Consider the following 17662-nt stretch of genomic DNA (forward strand, 5'->3'; position numbering starts at 1 on the left):
TTAGGGTCCGTCGTTCAAAGATTGATTCAGATTATCGGGCCATCGCGGCGTCGCGGATGGCTTTGATGCGGGGGGCGTAGGTGGCGGCGTCATTGCCCTTGTAAACAGCCGAGCCGGCAACCAGTGCGGTGGCGCCGGCTTTGGCAAGCGCGCCGGCGTTGGATGGATCGACACCACCATCGACCTCGATGTCGATGGGGCGATCGCCGATCAGACTTTTGGCCTGTTCGACCTTGGCAATGGCTTCGGGGATGAAGGCCTGGCCGCCAAAACCGGGATTGACGCTCATGATCAATATTAGGTCGAGCTTATCGATGACGTGCTGGATCGCGGAAACCGGCGTTGCCGGGTTGAGCGCCACGCCAGCCTTTCTGCCCAGTGCCTTTATCGCCTGAAGCGAGCGGTCGAGATGGGGGCCGGCTTCGGCGTGAATGGTGATAAGATCGGCACCGGCCCTGGCGAAGGCCTCGAGGTAAGGATCCGCCGGCGCGATCATCAGATGCACGTCGAGCAGTTTGCCGGTGACCGGGCGGATCGCTTCGACGATCAGCGGGCCGATGGAAATGTTGGGGACGAAATGGCCATCCATCACGTCCACATGCACCCAGTCGCAGCCGGCCTGATCGATGGCGCGGACTTCCTCGCCCAGCCGGGAGAAGTCTGCCGACAGGATGGAGGGGGCGATCTTTATGGGAAGGCTGGTCACGGCGAACCCCGGATATTGGTCTGTTGGCAGGCTTGTTAGTATGGTGGGGCCCGGAATCCTAGTCCCAAAAGGTCTGATGTGGCTGTTTGCTCACCGCTTGCGGCGTTCGGCGGCCAAAAGCGCAAGGACCACGCCGCCCAGAATGCCGATCGAAGCGAGCGCGAGCCGCAACGTAATCGTTTCGCCTATGATGAGGACACCGCCGGCCGCGGCAATTGCGGGAACCGTCAATTGCACCGTCGAGGCCTGAACCCGCGAGAGTGCGGGCAGCGCCATGTACCAGACAGCATAGCCCAGCCCCGAAGCGATGGCGCCGGACGCTATGGCGTAGGCGACCCCGGTCGGTGCAACGGGCATCGTCCAAAGCCCGATGCCCACCAGACCGATGGCAATGGGCGCGCAGCGCACGAAATTGCCCGTGGTATCGGCGAGCGGCGAGCGCGATCCGCGGCCGATCAGCGAATAGACGGCCCAGGACGCTCCGGCCAGTGCCATCAGGACGGTGCCGAACGGATGGGGCGCCGTCAGTCCCGGAGAAACCAGATACACCAGTGATGCAACCGCCAGTCCGATCCCGGTCCATTCGATTGCTCCGGGCCGGTCGCCCTTGATGATGGCCCAGCCGAGCATGCTCATCTGAACGCTGGCAAACAGGATAAGCGCGCCCAGGCCGGCACCGAGCATGAGGTAGGCAACCGAGAACGCGATGGCGTAGCCCAACAATGCGGCAGCGCCGGCCCAGCTGCCGCCCATCCTGCGGGCGCCAGACGTTCCGGGTCCCCAAAACAGCAGGAGGTAAAGCAGCATGGCGCCGGCGAGCAGCCGGATGCCCGTGTAGCTTGCCGCATCGATTGCGCCGTCTGACAGCGCAAGGCGGGCAAGAACGGAATTGGCCGCAAAGGCCAGCATGGCGGTGCCCGTCAATATGATGATGCGCATGCCAATCTCTCCACCCGTTTTGCCATGCTAGCGGCAAACGGGGCGAACCGCCATCGATCATCAAAACGTTGCGATGAGACAAAACGAGCCATTGCGCCCCGTCCGCACGCCGTTACAAGTCCCCCATCGGTTTTCGGGAGCGGAAATGTTCGGATTTGAATTGCCTGTGGTGTTCGGTGCCGGGATACTGAGTTTTCTCAGCCCGTGCGTTCTGCCGCTGGTTCCGGCCTATCTCACCTATATGTCGGGGGCGACCTTTGAGCGGTTGCGCGAAGAGGGTGTCGCGGGCGGGCGGCTTTATGGCCGGACGCTGGTGACGGCGCTGGCTTTCGTTCTGGGCTTTTCGCTGATCTTTATCGCGTTCGGCGCGACGGCGACGTTTTTCGGACAGGCTTTGCGTCGCGCGCTTCCCATCCTGATGCCACTTGCGGGCATTGTCATCGTCGTCATGGGCCTGCACTTTCTCGGCATCTTCCGGATTTCGTGGCTATATCGGCAGTTCCGCATGGAAGGCCCGAAAATGGCCAGTGGGCCATTGGGGGGATTCCTTCTCGGGCTGGCGTTCGCCATCGGGTGGACGCCATGTATCGGGCCGATCCTCGCCGCCATCCTGACCGTTGCCGCCAACCAGCAGACCGCTTGGGAAGGTGCCGCGCTGCTCGCTGTCTATTCGGCGGGACTGGGAGTGCCGTTCATTCTTGCGGCCCTGGCGCTCGGGCCGTTCCTGTCTTTCTTCGACGGGTTCAAAAAGCATCTGGGTACCGTCGAGAAGGTGATGGGCGCCTTGCTGGTCCTGGTCGGCATTCTCTTTCTTACGGGCAATTTCACGCGATTGGCCTTCTGGCTGCAGGCCAATTTCGAAGGCCTGAGCAAATTCGGCTAGGCTTCGCTTAACCATAGCCATAGACAAATTTGGCTAGTGCCGATTTTGGCGCAACACGACGCGATCACGAAACCGCGAGTTTACCCCTTGGGTCCAATGTCCTGTCTGGATCAATTGGGGGATCAGCAGCAATGTCGGCACTTTCTGCCATGGTGAACGCAGCGCCGGAGTCGGTTTCGGCGCGTGCATCCGTCAGCGTGCACCAGAGGATCGAAGACGTGGCCGATGCCTGGCAGCGGCTGGAAAATGCCCACTGCACCCTGGCTTCGCAGAAATACGGGCTGATCAGCGCATGGATAGAGGCGGGCGCGCTCGGGAGTGCCGATTGCGTGTTTATCGTCATCTCGCTGGCGGGCGTGCCGGTCGCCTTGCTGCCGTTGATGCGAAAGCGCGCCTATGGGCTCCGTGTCGCGAGTTGGTTCACCGGGGATCATCTGGGATCTTACGCGCCGCTGATCGATCTTGAACGGTGGCGGACCGTCGCCGAGGGCGAACAGGTTCGCCTGTGGCGGCAGGGGTTTTCGTTGCTCGCCGATTGCGATCTGGTTCATCTCCCCGATATGCCCGCCTCGCTTGCTCAGGCGAGCGGATTGAGCGCCGCGCTCGGCGGCCGGGTACTTGCCGATTGCATACACATTTCGCGCTATGACGATTGGGCGTCGTGCGATGCCGAGCGCCGCGACAAGCGCCGCCGCAAGGTCGACCGCCAGCAGGGCAGCAAGCTGGCCGGGCGAGGCGAGGTGAATTTTGAGATCGTTACCGCCGGCGCGGAAGCGGACGGAATTATCGATACGATGTTCGCCCACAGGGCCGAACGGTTCAAGGTCCAGGGCATCCGCGACCCGTTCCGCCACAGCCCGGTCAAGGCATTCTACAAGCACGCCATGCAGAGTGCCGACGGCATTCTGCATGTGTTGCGCCTCGACGGCCAAGTGATCGCCGTGCGCTACAACATCGAAGCGGGCGGGGGGCTTTATTCGCTCATCACCTCCATGCATCCGTCTCCGGACATGCAGTTTGGCTCCCCGGGCAAGCAGAATCTGCTGCACGCCATGCAGGCAAGTTTTGACGGCGGTTATCGGTTCATCGACATGGGCAAGGGCGAAAGCGACGAAAAACGCCTCTGGTGCAATGAAAAACAGCCGCTCATGGCGTTCGCCCATGCGCTGACCCCGACCGGACGTCTTGCGGCGGCGGGTCTGGCGGCCGGCGAGAGGGCCAAGGGCGCGATCAAGACCCATCCGGCGCTGTTCGACATGTATCGCAAGCTGCGCAGCCGCATGGGCGGCCGGGTGCAGACCGCAAGGACATGATGGTGTTCCTGGGTCGGGTTGGTTCGGTGAATCCGAAAGTCGCGATAAAGAACTGAAGTTAAAAGAGCTTCATGCCGCGTAACGAGGTGTGGGTCGATTTGCCGACGATGATGTGGTCATGCACGGTGATGCCCAGCGGCTTGGCGATATCGGCGATCTGACGGGTCATCTGGACGTCAGCTGACGACGGCGCAGGGTCGCCCGACGGGTGGTTGTGCACAAGGATGAGCGCGGTGGCCGAAAGCTCCAGAGTGCGCTTGATGACTTCGCGCGGATAGACCGGCGTGTGGTCGACCGTTCCGATCTGCTGCACCTCGTCGGCGATCAACTTGTTCTTTTTGTCCAGAAACAGGATGCGGAACTGTTCGACCGTTTCGTAAGACATCGAGGCCTTGCAGTAATCGATGACCTCGGTCCACGAGCCCAGGATCGGGCGGTCGTGTACGGCATCCCTGCCGATGCGCTGGGCGGCGGCGAGGATGACCTTGAGATCGGTGATTGCTGTGGGCCCCAGTCCGTCGATTTCCTCGAGCAAATGCGGCGGGGCGCCAATCGCTTCGGAAAAGCTGCCAAAGCGCTTGAGCATGGCCTTGGCAATGGGCTTGGTGTCGCGGCGAGGCAGGAGCCGGAACAGCAAAAGCTCGAGCAGTTCATAATCCTGCAGTGCCGCTGAGCCGCCTTTGGTAAAGCGTTCGCGCAGCCGGTCGCGATGCCCGTGATAATCGGGTGCCGCTTCGGCCAATCCATTCGTGTCGCTTGCCCCCGGTTTCGACGTCATGGATCGTTGCGGGCCTCCAGGGGATTGAACAGACCACGCGGCGAGAGCGTGAAAATCTCGTTTCCGGTTTCGGTTATGCCGATCGAATGCTCGCACTGGGCCGAAAGCGTTCGGTCGCGGGTGACGGCGGTCCAGCCATCGTTGAGGATTTTGACCTGCGGCCGGCCGAGATTGATCATCGGCTCGATGGTGAAGATCATGCCCGGTTTGAGTTCGACCCCGGTGCCGGGATTGCCGAAATGCATGATGTTGGGTTCATCGTGGAACAGGCGGCCCAGCCCGTGACCGACGAAATCGCGCACCACGCTGGCCCGCTCGCCTTCGGCATAGCGCTGGATGGCGGCGCCGATGTCGCCGGTGGTGTTGCCGGGTTTGGCCGCTTCGATGCCCAGCCGCAGGCTTTCATAGGTGATCTCGATCAGCCGCTCTGCCTTGCGGGAAATTTCACCCACCGGATACATGCGGCTCGAATCGCCGTGCCAGCCATCGACGATCAGGGTGACGTCGATATTGACGATATCGCCCTCGCGCAGCGGCTTTTCGCCCGGCATGCCGTGGCAGACGACGTGGTTGATCGAGGTGCAGGTGGAATAGCGGTAGCCGCGATAGTTGAGCGTCGCCGGCGCGGCGCCGTTGTCGCGGGCAAACTCATAAACGAAGCGGTCGAGCTTTGCAGTCGGAACGCCCGGTTCGACCATGGGAACGATAAGATCGAGCACTTCGGCGGTCAGCGCGCCGGCCTTGCGCATGCCGGCGAAGCCCTCCTCGCCGTGCAGCGGGATGACACCGGGCATGCGTTTCTTCTTGGCCGCCGCTTCGACGTAGGTGGTCATTGTGGTCTCCTGTTGGAGGCAAGGTAATCGGCTCACTCGCGTATGGGAAGAGGGTCTCCGAGGGTGATCGCGTCTGCCGTTATATCGGTGGCGTAGCACAGGGCCTCAACCCCTGCCGCGCGCGCCTCGCCGAACGCTCTGGCATAAGCCTTGTCGATATCGGCGGCGAGGGTGAACTGAGTGCAATCGCCGCGCTGGACGAGATAAAGCATCACCGCGCGGTGGCCTTCGCCCACCATGCGGGCCAGATCGGCCAGGTGACGCGCTCCGCGCGTGGTTACCGAATCGGGAAATTCGGCCAGCCCCGCTGCGCGCACCAGATGGACGTTTTTGACCTCGAGATAGCAGTCGGGCAGCCCTTGGCCGGTCAGAAGGAAGTCGATGCGGCTTTTTTCGGCGTATTTCACTTCGGGCCTTATGCCGTCATAGGCGGCCAGCTCGGGAATGGCGCGGGCACGCAAGGCTTCGCCGACGATGCGGTTGGGGTGGGCGGTGTTGATGCCCACAATGCCGGTGGGCAGTTCGACCAGTTCGAGAGAATGGGCCAACTTGCGTTTCGGATCGTCCGATTTGGAGAGCCAGACGGGCAGGCCGGGCATGGCGAGTCCGGTCATGGCGCCGGGATTGGCGCAATGGGCGGTAACGATATCACCGGTTTCGAGCGTCACGTCGGCAAGGAAGCGCTTGTAGCGCCTGATCAGCGTGCCGCGGGTCAAAGGCCCTGAAAAGTGCATAAACTCACCAGAATTGCTTGATTTCCCGGACCGGGAAGGGCATCCATGACGCTCCGTTTAGAGCATTGAACCCATGAATGAAACAGCAGTCACTGCCGGCCTGATCGTTATCGGGGATGAAATCCTTTCGGGACGGACAAAGGACGTCAACATCGCAACCACGGCGCAGTTCTGCACCGATCTGGGGATCGAGTTGCGGGAAGTGCGGATCGTTTCCGACGACACCGATGCGATCATCGAAGCCGTCAACGCGCTGCGCGCCCGCTGCACATATGTCTTTACGACCGGTGGGATCGGGCCGACCCATGACGATATCACCGCCGATGCCATAGCAAAGGCGTTCGGGGTCGACTTGCCGATCAACCAGGAAGCGCGGGCCATGCTCGAAGCGCGCTGGGCCGAAAGCGGCACACCCGCGACGGCGGCCCGGCTGCGGATGGCACGCATTCCAGTCGGGGCCGATCTGATCGTCAATGCCGTTTCGGCCGCTCCGGGTTTCCGCATCGGCAATGTGCATGTGATGGCGGGCGTGCCCAAGATCATGCAGGCCATGCTCGAATCGATCGCGCCGACGCTTGAAGGCGGCCGCAAGGTGGAAAGCCGGACGGTGCCGGCCGCCGTGGGAGAGGGCGCCGTTGGCGACCCCTTGGGCGAAATCCAGTCGCGCTACGACGACGTCAAGATCGGGTCCTATCCGCAGATGGGGAATACCCATGTGATGACCTATCTCGTGTTGCGCAGCCACGATATTGAACGGCTCGAACAGGCGACAGCCGAGGTGCAGGCGCTGGTCGATCGCCTTCACGCCGAAAAGAACATCGTTTTGCCCAAGGAACCTTACGCATGACCCCGCAGAACAAATCCTTCCCGGTTTCCTGGGATCAGTTTCACCGTGATTCCCGTGCGCTGGCGTGGCGGCTGACCAGCGAAGGGCCGTTCCATTCGATCGTCGCGATCACCCGCGGCGGGCTGGTGCCGGCGGCGATCATCGCGCGCGAACTCAACATTCGGGTGATCGAGAGCGTCTCGGTCAAATCCTACGATCATCAGAGCCAGGGCAAGATCACGGTGCTCAAGGCAATCAATTCCGATCTGATCGCCGCCGATGCGTCGGGCGAAAAACTGCTCATCATCGACGATCTGGTCGACACCGGCGCGACGGCCCGCGCGGTACGCGACATGCTGCCCAACGCCCATTTCGCCACGGTCTATGCCAAGCCGCAGGGCCGCGATATGGTCGACAGCTTTATCACCGAGGTCAGCCAGGACACATGGATTTTCTTCCCATGGGATCTGGACTTCACCTACGCCGCCCCCATTGCAGGCGGCACTGACTGATGCTGATCAAGCTCGAGGTTCTCGAGAAGATAAAGTCGGGCGAGATCACGCTTCAGTTCCGCCGCTGGCGGCGGCGGACGATCAGGGCGGGCGGTACGCTCAAGACGAAGGTCGGGGTTTTGCAGATCGGCAGTATCACACCGATCAGGCCCGACGACGTCGGTGATGCGGACGCCCGCCGTGCCGGTTTCCGTGACAGCGCCGAATTTCTCCAATGGCTCGATACAATGAAGCCTGGAGAATTGGACCGGATCGAGGTCGGGTACAAGGGCGAATAAACGCCCTCGCGCTCAGTCCACGATCTCGATCGAGAGCGCCAGAAGGTCGATGACCTGTCCGGTGCCTGCGGGATCGGGCAGAATGCCGACAAAGTCCCCTTTGCCCTGCTCGATTTCCCTGACCGCATAACGGAACATGGCCGGGCCGTCGCCCGCGGTTACCTGGCGCCAGCCGCTGTTTCCGACTTCGTGTGTGGAATAGGCAACTTCGATATCGGCACTCGTACCCTCGACGGGGGCGGCAAGAATATGGACACGTATGTCATTGCCGCTTGCGGCCTGTTCAACCTCATCGGGCAAGCGGAACGCTATGCCGCCTGTCTTGCCGCTCGAATGGGGATCCTCGACGCTGCCGGAGAGGCGGAGAGCGTCGTCGCGCCGTTCGACGGTGAACCCTCTGGGAACCGTGCGATCGGGAAGATCGCTCCACGCAAAGACATAGGCGCCGGGCAGGTCGGCTCTTTCACCGGTCGATTCCGCAGCCGGTGCAGCGGGCGCTTCGGCTGCCGGTTCTGCAATGGGGTCGGCTGTTTCTTCGGGGGCTGGTTCAACACCGGAATCATCTGGTGTTTCGGCCGTCGGTTGAGCCGGCAGTTCAACTGGCTCCTGGGTAGCCTCGGTTTCCGCCGATTCGGGACCGCCGGGCAAAGAGATCACAGTGCCTATGGACAACTGGTCGCAATCGCCCTCAAGCACATCGGCATTCGCCTCGCACAAGGCGGGCCAGAGGCCGCCGTTGCCCAGTTCACGGGCTGCAATGGACGAAAGGGTATCGCCGGATTGAACGGTGACGGTGGCAGCGGTGGCCGGAAAAGCGGCCGCGAGAAACCCCAGAAGAACCAGCCCCTGCTTGGTCGTGATCGGCATTACGAACCTTCCTATCGCAAGTGAGAAACAGCACCAATAGGGTACAGTTGTTGCACTTTTTCGAAGGGATTTGAACAGATTGCCGGAACAGCAGAATTGCGTGTCGTGCAGACCTTTCCAAAATTCGTCCCGCAACCTATAGGTTTGTGCTGCGCGGGCGTGGTGGAATGGTAGACACACAGGACTTAAAATCCTGAGGAGGTATCTCCGTGCGGGTTCGAGTCCCGCCGCCCGCACCAGTTCTGCAAAACAATGGGCAGGACCCGGCGTTTACCAACGGGCCGGCGGCCTATTTGGTGCTTTTTTGCGCGGTATCGGCCTTGCCGGTTTTCCGGCTGGCCTTGAGTTTGTCCAGCAAGGCGCGCTTGGCGTCATTGGACGCTTTGCGGCGGTCGGCATGATCTGGAAGTTTGAAGTTCATTTCGTGCGCTCTTTTGCGGTGCCGCCCAAATAAATGGCCCGGCCAGGAGGTGGAATCTCCGACCGGGCCAAGCCTTCAATCGGCGAAGATCGAAGGGAGGCGAACAGTTAGAGCAGGGCGCCACGCAACGCAAGATTTATCGCGGGCTGGCGTTATTGACAGGGTGAAAACAGTGTCGCCTCGGTTCCGCGATCGGGCCAGACAATCGCGATCTGTTCGCCTGCCTGGGCGAAGCTGATCGGCTCCTGGACGGTTTCGCCCTCCGATTGGCACGCCAACTGCGCGGTGGCACCGCCTTCGGGCGTGGTCTCGATTTGCGTCATGTCGCAGATATTCTCGCGACCCTCGAACCGGGATTCGGTGATCGTGATCGGAAAACCCTCGGTCTGGTCCGTGCACCAGACCGGATCGGCGGCCCACTGGCCGACATAGAACGGTGCGGGCTCGGGCGAGGGCTCGGCTGCCGCTTCGGAATCGCTGGCTTCCGCGTCGGCCTGTGGCGCTTCGCTCTCTGAACATGCAGCCAATGTTGCGGTGAGTGCCAGAGCGCACAATGTGATGAGATGGCCTCGCATGATGGTCCTCCGAAACCTGGTTGCCAGTTCGCGATGCTGACACAAAATCGGCCGCCCCGCGAGCGCGGAACGGCCGACCGGGAGGAGGTCTGCACCAAAAATCCAGGCGGAAAGGGAGGGCCGCCAGGACCGTGTTCGGAACCTACTGGGCCGCGGGCGCTTCCATGGGGGCATCGGTCATCGGTGCTTCCATGGTGTTGGCCGGTGCTTCGGTGGCCGGCATCAGCGCCGCGAATTCTTCGGCCGAGAGCGATCCGTCGGTGTCGGTATCGAGCATGGCAAAGCTTTCAGCGGTCAGGTCTGGAATCGCGACCTGCAACTCTTCCATGCTGATAACGCCGTCGGCGTTGGCATCGAGCGAATTGAAATCGAGGGCCTGTGCGAATGCGCCGCCGGTTGCGGAAAGGCCAATAAGCGTCGCAAGGGAAAGAACTGTCTTATTCATGGCTTTGTGCTCCATGTGATGTGGACCGGACGGGGCCGGCCATTCATTCAAAAGTCGCTCGGCAGGTGCCGGGCGTCGATTCCGCTGATCGCGAAACCGTGAGCACATCGTGAGCAGGCGCAGTGGCGGGGGTGGGACCTCGTTGCGGCTATGCAGTGGAGTTTGTAGGGATTTTTTGTGTCAGACCGGGCGCACTGTGGCGAGAATTCGATCACGAAAACGGAGCGAAAGCCCCGATTTGTCGGCTCAACGCGGCCTGGGTGGCAGGCCAATCTGGGCGGCGGGTTCCGGTCTTGCCTTACTCGTTAAGCCGCGGCGCTTGCCCGGACCATGGGTTCGGGTTCGGCAATCGAGAGCGTGCACATGGGCTGAGTCAGCATTTCACGCAGCATCATCAGGCCACGGGTCCAGCGCGCAAGGGCGACGGGGTCGGATGGCGGGACGTTGCCGGAGCGTGCATGGGAAACCACGGCTGCTGCCTCGGCCACGGGCAGGGCCATGACGTTGCAATAAAGCGTGTGCGCGTCGACGTGCGGATTGATCGCAGACTCGACTTTTTCGTCGTGGAAAGCCCAGACCAGCATGAGCGTCAGTTCGTTTCGAGTCAGCAGTTTCATGCCCATTTCCCATTCTGGAAAACCGTTGTCGAGCAAAGCTACACCCGCTTGGACCGTCAGATGGTAAACAACGGGCGTCTCGGGGCGGCAGATTGAAGATGCCGTAAATCGGCGGTTTCGGGGAAAGATAAAATTGCACGAACCGGCAGTGCGTTGCTGCCCCGAAGCCAAAATGAAAAAGGCCGCCCTTTTGGGACGGCCTTTTGTCGTTCTGGGTCGGGAGCCTTCAGTCGGCGCCCTTTGCCAGGGTTCGTGGTGTCACGAAGCGCTTCTGGTAGAAGAACAGTCCGACGGCGACGGCGAGGCCGAACAGATCGGTGTACCAGGTGCCCTCGATCATCGAGAGCGCGGCGATGAGCAGCACGATGCGCAGAACGATGCCGATGGGCCCGAAATAATACCCCTGCACCGAGGCTGAGAGCAGGTACATGCCAAGCAGCGCAGTGGCAACGACGCGGGCGATGTCGATCCATTCCCCCTGCATGAGCAGTTCATGGCTGTAAAAGAACATGAACGGCACGATGAAGGCGGCCAGGCCGATCTTGAACGCTTCGACCGAAGTCTTCATTGGATCGGACCCCGACAGTCCCGCACCGGCATAGGCGGCCAGTGCCACCGGCGGGGTGATCGCCGACATCACAGCGTAATAGAAGACAAAGAAGTGGGCGACGAGCACCGGAATGCCCAGCTGGATGAGACCCGGTGCAACCACGGCGGCGGCCACAGCGTAAGCCGCAGTGGTGGGCATGCCCATGCCGAGAATGATCGAGATGCACATGGCAAAGAACAGCGCAACGAGCTGGTTCTGCTCGGCGATGCCAAGCAGCAGCGAGGAGAACCGCGCCCCGACCCCGGTGAGGGCGATCACGCCCACGATAATTCCGGCAGCGGCACAGACCGCAACGAGCTGGATACTCATCTTGGCGCCGAGTTCGAGCGCCTTGAGCACGGCAGTGGGTCCCATGCGATAGGGCGTGAGCCAGGACACCACGGCTGCCGAAGCCATGGCGACGGTGCCGGCGCGGATCACCGAATAGCCGGCAAACAGAGTGTAGATGAGGATGATGATGGGCAGAAACAGGAAGATCTGCTTGGCCAGCACCCGGAACTTGGGCAACTCGGACTTGGGCAGACCCTTCATGCCGAGCTTTGTGGCCTGAATGTCGATCATGAAATAAACCGACACGAAATAGAGCAGGGCCGGGATGATCGCGGCGACGACGATCTCGGTATAGGGAATGCCGGTCACTTCGGCCATGATGAAGGCGCCGGCGCCCATGATCGGGGGCAGGATCTGGCCGCCCGAGGAGGCGGTGGCTTCGATGGCCGCCGCGCTCTTGGCCGGATAGCCGACCTTTTTCATCAGCGGAATGGTCAGCGAGCCCGTGGCCACCACGTTGCCGGCCGAGGTGCCGTTGATCATGCCCATCAGGCCCGAGGCGAACACGGCCACCTTGGCCGGACCACCGCGCAGATTGCCGGCCGCCGCAAAGGCGAAGTTGACGAAGTAGTCGCCGACCCTGGAGGCCTGCAGGAACGCGGCAAAGACGATGAACAGGATGATGTAGGTCGAAGACACCGCAATCGGGTCGCCCAGAATGCCCTGGTCGGTGAAGATGTAGGTGAAGAAGCGCTCGGCGGTGTAGCCGCGATGGGTGAGAAACCCTGGAAGCCAGGGGCCGACGAATGAATAGGCGATGAAAACGCCGGCAATGATGACCAGCGCCAGACCGGCCACGCGGCGGGTCAATTCGAGAATCAGGATGACGCCGACCAGTGCCGCATAGAAATCGGCGGTCTGGGCCATGCCCGTGCCGGCCCGCAAACGAAGGGCGCCGACGTTGAAGATGATATAGCCGAACATGGCGAGCGCGGCGATGCCCAGCAGCCAGTCGGCGGGATGGACACGCTCGCGGTTGCGGTCGGAAAACAGCCAGCCGGCGGCGACCGCGGCAATCGTGCCGATCAGCAGCGGCAGGCCGTACGTGGTGAACACGAAGGCGTCGGGCAGGGGCGCAAAGCCGAACCAGCGGCCCGCCCAAGCGTAGCCGACCATGACGGCGCCATAGAGGACACCGGCAGCACCAACAGCGATCAGCCCCCATTCGATAGGGCTGCGGCTGCGGGCCACGACGGGTGCGTCGGGATTGAGGGTCAGCGCCGAATAGGTGAGAAAGCCGATGAACAGGCCGCCGGTCACATGGACCATGCGGTAGGTCCACGGTTCGAGCGGGGAGATGTTCATCACATAAATGTGGAAGATCGTGTAGGCGATGGCCATGATGGTGACCGCCAGACCCACCCTGCCTGCAAGGCTGCGCTGGTTGGTGGCGAGGGGTTCCTCGTCGGTCCCCTGTGCGATCATCGGCCCGGCGTCGCTGGCCGGTGCGGCATTGTCCTGAGACATTGAACTTTCCTCCCGCGGGCTGCTGGTGCCCCGGACAGCGCATGAGCATGCGCCGCAATTGGTTTTCCTGCAAACAGGCGGATGGCGGTAAAAACCGTCATCCGCCGCGATTGCCTTTCAGAATGGCTGGCGTCAGCCGCGCAACTCGTCAGGGATCTCGATGCCGACTTCATCAAAGTACCGCACGGCGCCCGGATGGAACGGCATGAAGGTATTCTTGTCGACATTGTCGATGATTGTTTCGGCGGCAGCCGAGTGGATCTGCACCATGCGCTCGGTGTTTTCCATCACCAGCTTGGTGATTTCGTACGCCAGGCTTTCAGGCATGGAATCGCTTGCGATGGCAAAGTTCCACATGGCGACCGTCGGGCTTTCATCGGGGAAGCCTTCATACAGACCGCCCGGAGCGTCGAACGCGGCCATTTCAGGCATTTGCGTAAGAATCTGGCCACGCTGTTCTTCGGTGAAGCCGAAAATCCTGACGTCGTTCTCGGCAGCGATCTGAGCGAAGGCTGCAATCGGCACGCCGGCGGCGAACGCGAAGGCGTCGATCAGGCCGTCCTTGACCTGGCTGACAGCGTCATTGGCGCCCGAATAGGAAATCTCGGGCGAGACGCCCAGGATCTCGAAATAGCGGGGCCAGTAAGTGGCAGCCGTGCCGCCGGCGGGACCGACAGAAACGCGCTTGCCGTCAAAATCGGCAACCGATTCGATGCCCGAGGAGGCCAGCGTCACGACCTGGAAGGGGGTCTGATACATCGGGAACAGGGCGCGCAGGCTCTTGTGCTCGACGCCGGGTGCGAGTTCTGAAACGCCGGTCCAGGCTTCATATGCCGGGCCCATGGTGACAAGGCCCATCAGGTGGTCACCGGTTTCGACAAGTGTCGAGTTCTGTACCGGGCCGCCGGTCACTTCGCCCGAAGCGTTGACGCCGAGTTCCTGAGTGATCAGGCCGCCGAGGCCGGTGCCATAGATGAAGTAGGTGCCGCCCTGGCTGGCAGTGCCGATGGTCATGCTCGAGGGCCAATCGGACCGGTCATCCTGGGCAATGGCCGGAGATGCGGCGAGCAGGGTCGCTGCCGCAAAAGCGGCAAGAGTGGTAAAACGCATTGCGTTCCTCCCGTGGGTTTACCTCTTTGGGTTCATTCCTGACCGGGCGCGTAACGTCCTCCGCATCGCCCGGCGGTGGCCCATGAGGGGCGCAATGGCCGGTGCGGCGCAAGCGGCGCGAGACCGCTTGCCATAGTTTTTTCATATTTTTGGAGATGCGTGGGTGGAAACGGTAACATCGGCCCCGTCCGGTGTGTGGATTCCCCCACAAGCGCACCCGAATTCAGTCGGCCTCGGCCTCGCTGGGCAGATAACGGCTGCGCTCCAGCCCGTATTTCTGCATCTTTTCGTAAAGCGATTTGCGCGACAGCCCGAGCGATTCATAAACGGGCTTGAGGCTGCCCGCATGGGCGATCAGCGCGCTTTCTATGACGCCGCGCTCGAAATCGGCGACCCGCTCGGCCAGCCGGGAGTCGCCTTCCACCGCGCCATTGTGGCTGACCGTTTCAATGAACGGCAGGCCAAGATCGAGGATGTAGCGGTCGGCCGCATTGCGCAGTTCGCGCACATTGCCGGGCCAGTGGCGTTCGCTGAGTGCTGTCAGGACCTGCGGCGGCACGGTGGTCGGCTCGCGCCGGTAGCGGGCTGCCGCTTCGGTCAGAAGCTGCAGGAAGAGCAGGGGAATATCCTCGCGCCGCTCCGACAGCGGAGGAATTTCCAGCGTTATGACATTGAGCCGGTAAAGCAGGTCGGCCCGGAACGTTCCTTCCGCCACATTGGCTTCGAGCGGGGTTTTCGAGGTTGCGACAAACCGCACATCGAGCGGCAGGCCATCATTTGAGCCCAGCCGGGTTATGGTGCGTTCCTGGATGACGCGGAGCAGCTTGCCCTGGACGTCCATGGGCATCGAGCCGATCTCGTCGAGCAGGATGGTGCCGCCCTGCGCCAGTTCGAACTTGCCGAACCGGGCCCGCATGGCGCCTGGAAAGGCGCCGACTTCGTGGCCGAACAGTTCGCTCTCGATCAGATTGGCGGGCAGCGCGGCGCAGTTGATCGCGACGTAGGGCTTGCTCGAGCGGTGGGAGAGATCGTGCAGGGCACGGGCCGTCACCTCCTTGCCCGATCCCGTATCGCCGACGATCAACACGTCGGTGTCGGTCGGGCCGATGGTTCGCAGCTTGCGGCGCAACTCCACCATGGGATTGGAGCGGCCCAAAAGCCGCTGTTCGAGATCATCGCTCTGGCCGGCTGCAGCGCGCAGGACCCGGTTTTCCAACACCAGCTTGCGGTATTCGAGGGCGCGGGCGGCGATCTCGGCCAACTGGCTGGTCACGAACGGCTTTTCGATGAAATCATAGGCGCCTTCGCGCATGGCGCGGACTGCCAGTTGGACGTCGCCATGGCCGGTGATCAGGATCACCGGTATGTCGCGGTCGAGTTCGTGCAGCCTGTTCATCAATGTCAGGCCGTCCGGGCCCGGCATGCGGATATCGGTGATGACGATGCCTTTAAAGCCAAACCCGGCGAAATGGGTGGCCTGTTCGGCCGAAGCGAAATCGATGACCTCGAAGCCGGCCAGTTCCAGGGCCTGGGCGGTCGAATGACGCAATTCGTTTTCGTCGTCGACGAGGATGATCTTTGCGCCGCTCATTGTGCGGCCTCGGCAAACCCGGATTGGACGCTTTGGAGTTCGATGGTGAACAATGCGCCGCCTTCGGGATGGTTTTCCACGCGCAATTCGCCTCCGAAGTCCTTGATGATGTTGTAGGAAATCGAAAGCCCGAGCCCCAACCCCTTGCCGACTCCCTTGGTGGAAAAGAACGGGTCGAAGATCCGCTCGGCAAGGCTCGAAGCGATGCCCGGCCCGTGGTCGCGGATCGTGACGGCGACCCGGTTTTCCTCTCGCCGTGCAGTCAGTTCAATGCGGCGGTCGGTTCCGGTTTCGGCGGCGTCGATGGCATTGGTGAGAATGTTGACCAGGACCTGCTGGAGGCGAACCGGACCGCCAATGACCGTCAGCGGTTCTTGTTCAATGTCGACGATCAGGTCCACGCCAGTCGATTTCACCCGCCAGTTTATCAGTTCGATCGTATCGCCGATCACCAGATCGAGCGGCACATTTGTCAGCTTTTGCTTGGGCTTGCGGGCGAAATTGCGCAGGTGGCCCGAGATGGAATTCATGCGGTCGATCAGCCCCGAAATGCGCCCCACATTGGCGCGCGCGTCTTCGATCCGTCCACGATCGATCAGGACCAGCGCGTTGTCGGCATAGTTGCGGGCGGCCGAGAGCGGCTGGTTGAATTCGTGCGACAGGGCAGCCGACATCTGACCCAGAGCGGCGAGTTTGCCAGCCTGAATCAGGTCCGATTGGGTCTTGCGCAACATCTGTTCGGTCACCCGGCGCTCGGCCACTTCTTCTTCGAGCTTGATATTGACGCTGGCAAGTTCGGCCGTGCGCTCGGTGACGCGGCGCTCGAGCATTTCCTTGGCCTCGCGTTGCAGGTGCATGCGCTCGCGCAAGCGGGCCCGTCGCTGGGCGTAGATTGCACCGGCCAATGTGCCCAGCGCGATGGCGAGGAGGGCGATGATGGTGGTCGTGAGCGCCTGGGCACGGGCCGAGGCGGTGTCGAGCATGACGCTGACCGTCCAGTCGGCCTCGGGCATGGATTCGGAGACCACAAGATATTCGCTGGCCGTCGCCTCGCGCTCGATGCTGAGCAGGCGATGACGCGCGTCTCCGGTTTCGCGGAACGGCAGCTCGACGAGTTCGGCGTTGGCATAGCGCCGGGTTTCGGCGGTGCGGGCCAACCGGTCGGCGGTCAGCGGCAGCATGGAATTGTAGAGCAGGTCGGCCCGACTCGACATGAAGATGATGCCCTCGGGGTCGGTCACCACGATGAGATAGTCGCCGCCGCGCCAGGTCTCTTCGATCGAATCGACGTCGACCTTGACCGCCACGACACCCTTGAACTGGCCATCGACCAGAACCGGCGCGCCGAAATAATAGCCGCGCTTGAACGATGTGGTGCCAAGAGCGAAGAAGCGGCCTTCGCCCCCCTCGATTGCGTCGTAGAAATAGGGGCGATACTGGAAATTCTCGCCCACGAAAGGCGTATCGCTGTCGTAATTGGAGGCGACGATTGTCGTTCCGTCTTCGCCCATAACGTAGATGTCGGAGGATTCGAACTGTGTATTGATCTGCTTGAGATAGGTGTTGACGTCGGCAACGAGGTCCTGATTGCCGGGATCGGCGAGCACGGCCTTGATGTCATCAAAATCGGCAATAACCCTGGGCAGGCTTTCGTAGCGCTCCATGTGGCCACGCAACACGGCGACCGCGAGACGCAGGGTGTTGTTGCCGCGCGCATTGGCTTCGTCGAAATAGAGCCGGTTGGCGTAGCCGCTGCCCCACAAGGCCACCGCCGCCATGGCGAACACGGCAAAGCCAGCCGCCGCAATCCAGCGGCGTGGCATTGGC

The 17662-nt window shown here is 61.9% G+C and carries 19 protein-coding genes and 1 tRNA gene; 6 read left to right on the plus strand and 14 right to left on the minus strand.

The features are described from left to right. Nucleotides 1–31: 31 nt before the first annotated feature. Both rpe and V6617_RS07735 read right to left on the minus strand, forming a co-directional pair. The gene (gene rpe, locus V6617_RS07730) at nucleotides 32–706 is read right to left on the minus strand and encodes a ribulose-phosphate 3-epimerase (protein ID WP_338610211.1); all 675 of its coding nucleotides are present in this window, start codon (nucleotides 704–706) and stop codon (nucleotides 32–34) included. A gap of 90 nt (nucleotides 707–796) precedes the next feature. Further along, nucleotides 797–1645, minus strand: a complete 849-nt coding sequence (locus tag V6617_RS07735) for a DMT family transporter (RefSeq protein WP_338610213.1) — start codon at nucleotides 1643–1645, stop codon at nucleotides 797–799. A gap of 145 nt (nucleotides 1646–1790) precedes the next feature. On the opposite strand from V6617_RS07735, the gene V6617_RS07740 reads away from it, so the two are divergent. Both V6617_RS07740 and V6617_RS07745 read left to right on the plus strand, forming a co-directional pair. After that, a complete protein-coding gene (locus tag V6617_RS07740; RefSeq protein WP_338610215.1) occupies nucleotides 1791–2528 on the plus strand; it encodes a cytochrome c biogenesis CcdA family protein in 738 nt (245 codons plus the stop codon). Between the two features lie 131 nt (nucleotides 2529–2659). Further along, nucleotides 2660–3841, plus strand: a complete 1182-nt coding sequence (locus tag V6617_RS07745; RefSeq protein ID WP_338610217.1) for a GNAT family N-acetyltransferase — start codon at nucleotides 2660–2662, stop codon at nucleotides 3839–3841. A 58-nt stretch (nucleotides 3842–3899) separates the two neighbouring features. Here V6617_RS07745 and radC read toward each other — a convergent pair whose 3' ends face one another. The 3 genes from radC to sfsA are packed head-to-tail and all read right to left on the minus strand — an operon-like array spanning nucleotide 3900 to nucleotide 6186. Then, entirely contained in the window at nucleotides 3900–4619 is a 720-nt protein-coding gene (gene radC, locus V6617_RS07750; protein WP_338610219.1) for a RadC family protein, read from the minus strand. Further along, nucleotides 4616–5452 (minus strand): type I methionyl aminopeptidase, encoded by an 837-nt coding sequence (gene map, locus V6617_RS07755; protein ID WP_338610221.1) that lies wholly within the window; start codon nucleotides 5450–5452, stop codon nucleotides 4616–4618. Before map ends, radC begins: the two co-directional genes overlap by 4 nt. Before the next feature lie 32 nt (nucleotides 5453–5484). Beyond that, nucleotides 5485–6186 carry a DNA/RNA nuclease SfsA gene (gene sfsA / locus V6617_RS07760; protein WP_338610224.1) on the minus strand — a complete coding sequence of 234 codons (702 nt, stop codon included), beginning with the start codon at nucleotides 6184–6186 and terminating at the stop codon, nucleotides 5485–5487. 73 nt (nucleotides 6187–6259) lie between these two features. Between sfsA and V6617_RS07765 the strand changes: the two genes are divergently transcribed. From V6617_RS07765 to V6617_RS07775, 3 genes are read left to right on the plus strand one after another with little or no spacing between them, the layout of a single operon-like run. Beyond that, a complete protein-coding gene (locus V6617_RS07765) occupies nucleotides 6260–7033 on the plus strand; it encodes a competence/damage-inducible protein A (RefSeq protein WP_338610226.1) in 774 nt (257 codons plus the stop codon). Beyond that, on the plus strand, nucleotides 7030–7524 hold the full coding sequence (gene gpt, locus V6617_RS07770) for a xanthine phosphoribosyltransferase (RefSeq protein WP_338610227.1): 495 nt from the start codon (nucleotides 7030–7032) through the stop codon (nucleotides 7522–7524). The genes V6617_RS07765 and gpt overlap by 4 nt, the downstream gene beginning before the upstream one ends. Then, the gene (locus V6617_RS07775; RefSeq protein ID WP_338610228.1) at nucleotides 7524–7802 is read left to right on the plus strand and encodes a hypothetical protein; all 279 of its coding nucleotides are present in this window, start codon (nucleotides 7524–7526) and stop codon (nucleotides 7800–7802) included. The genes gpt and V6617_RS07775 overlap by 1 nt, the downstream gene beginning before the upstream one ends. A gap of 12 nt (nucleotides 7803–7814) precedes the next feature. Here V6617_RS07775 and V6617_RS07780 read toward each other — a convergent pair whose 3' ends face one another. Continuing rightward, the gene (locus V6617_RS07780; protein WP_338610230.1) at nucleotides 7815–8669 is read right to left on the minus strand and encodes a LysM domain-containing protein; all 855 of its coding nucleotides are present in this window, start codon (nucleotides 8667–8669) and stop codon (nucleotides 7815–7817) included. A 153-nt stretch (nucleotides 8670–8822) separates the two neighbouring features. Between V6617_RS07780 and V6617_RS07785 the strand changes: the two genes are divergently transcribed. Next, a tRNA-Leu gene (locus V6617_RS07785) sits at nucleotides 8823–8908 on the plus strand. 50 nt (nucleotides 8909–8958) lie between these two features. Here the strand turns inward: V6617_RS07785 and V6617_RS07790 are convergent. The 8 genes from V6617_RS07790 to V6617_RS07825 form a co-directional block, all read right to left on the minus strand. Then, a complete protein-coding gene (locus V6617_RS07790) occupies nucleotides 8959–9090 on the minus strand; it encodes a hypothetical protein (protein WP_338610231.1) in 132 nt (43 codons plus the stop codon). A 152-nt stretch (nucleotides 9091–9242) separates the two neighbouring features. Next, the gene (locus V6617_RS07795) at nucleotides 9243–9665 is read right to left on the minus strand and encodes a hypothetical protein (protein WP_338610232.1); all 423 of its coding nucleotides are present in this window, start codon (nucleotides 9663–9665) and stop codon (nucleotides 9243–9245) included. Nucleotides 9666–9807: 142 nt separating this feature from the next. Continuing rightward, nucleotides 9808–10110 (minus strand): EF-hand domain-containing protein, encoded by a 303-nt coding sequence (locus V6617_RS07800; protein WP_338610234.1) that lies wholly within the window; start codon nucleotides 10108–10110, stop codon nucleotides 9808–9810. Between the two features lie 305 nt (nucleotides 10111–10415). Continuing rightward, nucleotides 10416–10727, minus strand: coding sequence for a hypothetical protein (locus V6617_RS07805; protein ID WP_338610236.1), 312 nt, complete (start codon nucleotides 10725–10727; stop codon nucleotides 10416–10418). Nucleotides 10728–10953: 226 nt separating this feature from the next. Then, nucleotides 10954–13134, minus strand: coding sequence for a TRAP transporter permease (locus V6617_RS07810; RefSeq protein WP_338610238.1), 2181 nt, complete (start codon nucleotides 13132–13134; stop codon nucleotides 10954–10956). 132 nt (nucleotides 13135–13266) lie between these two features. After that, nucleotides 13267–14244: a TAXI family TRAP transporter solute-binding subunit gene (locus V6617_RS07815; protein WP_338610240.1), complete on the minus strand. Its 978-nt coding sequence runs from the start codon at nucleotides 14242–14244 to the stop codon at nucleotides 13267–13269. 223 nt (nucleotides 14245–14467) lie between these two features. Continuing rightward, nucleotides 14468–15835 carry a sigma-54 dependent transcriptional regulator gene (locus V6617_RS07820; protein ID WP_338610241.1) on the minus strand — a complete coding sequence of 456 codons (1368 nt, stop codon included), beginning with the start codon at nucleotides 15833–15835 and terminating at the stop codon, nucleotides 14468–14470. Continuing rightward, entirely contained in the window at nucleotides 15832–17658 is a 1827-nt protein-coding gene (locus V6617_RS07825; RefSeq protein WP_338610243.1) for a sensor histidine kinase, read from the minus strand. Before V6617_RS07825 ends, V6617_RS07820 begins: the two co-directional genes overlap by 4 nt. Between the last annotated feature and the right edge of the window lie 4 nt (nucleotides 17659–17662).

It is taken from the genome of Pelagibacterium nitratireducens, assembly GCF_037044555.1.
In the GTDB taxonomy this organism is placed as follows: Bacteria; Pseudomonadota; Alphaproteobacteria; order Rhizobiales; family Devosiaceae; genus Pelagibacterium; species Pelagibacterium nitratireducens.

Excerpts from the sequence above, each read along its gene's own strand:
- V6617_RS07825 (WP_338610243.1), bottom strand. The coding sequence starts at position 17,658 with ATGCCACGCCGCTGGATTGCGGCGGCTGGCTTTGCCGTGTTCGCCATG.
- V6617_RS07745 (WP_338610217.1), top strand. The coding sequence starts at position 2,660 with ATGTCGGCACTTTCTGCCATGGTGAACGCAGCGCCGGAGTCGGTTTCG.
- V6617_RS07815 (WP_338610240.1), bottom strand. The coding sequence starts at position 14,244 with ATGCGTTTTACCACTCTTGCCGCTTTTGCGGCAGCGACCCTGCTCGCC.
- V6617_RS07790 (WP_338610231.1), bottom strand. The coding sequence starts at position 9,090 with ATGAACTTCAAACTTCCAGATCATGCCGACCGCCGCAAAGCGTCCAAT.
- V6617_RS07775 (WP_338610228.1), top strand. The coding sequence starts at position 7,524 with ATGCTGATCAAGCTCGAGGTTCTCGAGAAGATAAAGTCGGGCGAGATC.
- V6617_RS07800 (WP_338610234.1), bottom strand. The coding sequence starts at position 10,110 with ATGAATAAGACAGTTCTTTCCCTTGCGACGCTTATTGGCCTTTCCGCA.
- V6617_RS07740 (WP_338610215.1), top strand. The coding sequence starts at position 1,791 with ATGTTCGGATTTGAATTGCCTGTGGTGTTCGGTGCCGGGATACTGAGT.
- map (WP_338610221.1), bottom strand. The coding sequence starts at position 5,452 with ATGACCACCTACGTCGAAGCGGCGGCCAAGAAGAAACGCATGCCCGGT.
- V6617_RS07735 (WP_338610213.1), bottom strand. The coding sequence starts at position 1,645 with ATGCGCATCATCATATTGACGGGCACCGCCATGCTGGCCTTTGCGGCC.
- sfsA (WP_338610224.1), bottom strand. The coding sequence starts at position 6,186 with ATGCACTTTTCAGGGCCTTTGACCCGCGGCACGCTGATCAGGCGCTAC.
- V6617_RS07820 (WP_338610241.1), bottom strand. The coding sequence starts at position 15,835 with ATGAGCGGCGCAAAGATCATCCTCGTCGACGACGAAAACGAATTGCGT.
- V6617_RS07805 (WP_338610236.1), bottom strand. The coding sequence starts at position 10,727 with ATGAAACTGCTGACTCGAAACGAACTGACGCTCATGCTGGTCTGGGCT.
- V6617_RS07795 (WP_338610232.1), bottom strand. The coding sequence starts at position 9,665 with ATGCGAGGCCATCTCATCACATTGTGCGCTCTGGCACTCACCGCAACA.
- V6617_RS07780 (WP_338610230.1), bottom strand. The coding sequence starts at position 8,669 with ATGCCGATCACGACCAAGCAGGGGCTGGTTCTTCTGGGGTTTCTCGCG.
- radC (WP_338610219.1), bottom strand. The coding sequence starts at position 4,619 with ATGACGTCGAAACCGGGGGCAAGCGACACGAATGGATTGGCCGAAGCG.
- gpt (WP_338610227.1), top strand. The coding sequence starts at position 7,030 with ATGACCCCGCAGAACAAATCCTTCCCGGTTTCCTGGGATCAGTTTCAC.
- V6617_RS07765 (WP_338610226.1), top strand. The coding sequence starts at position 6,260 with ATGAATGAAACAGCAGTCACTGCCGGCCTGATCGTTATCGGGGATGAA.
- V6617_RS07810 (WP_338610238.1), bottom strand. The coding sequence starts at position 13,134 with ATGTCTCAGGACAATGCCGCACCGGCCAGCGACGCCGGGCCGATGATC.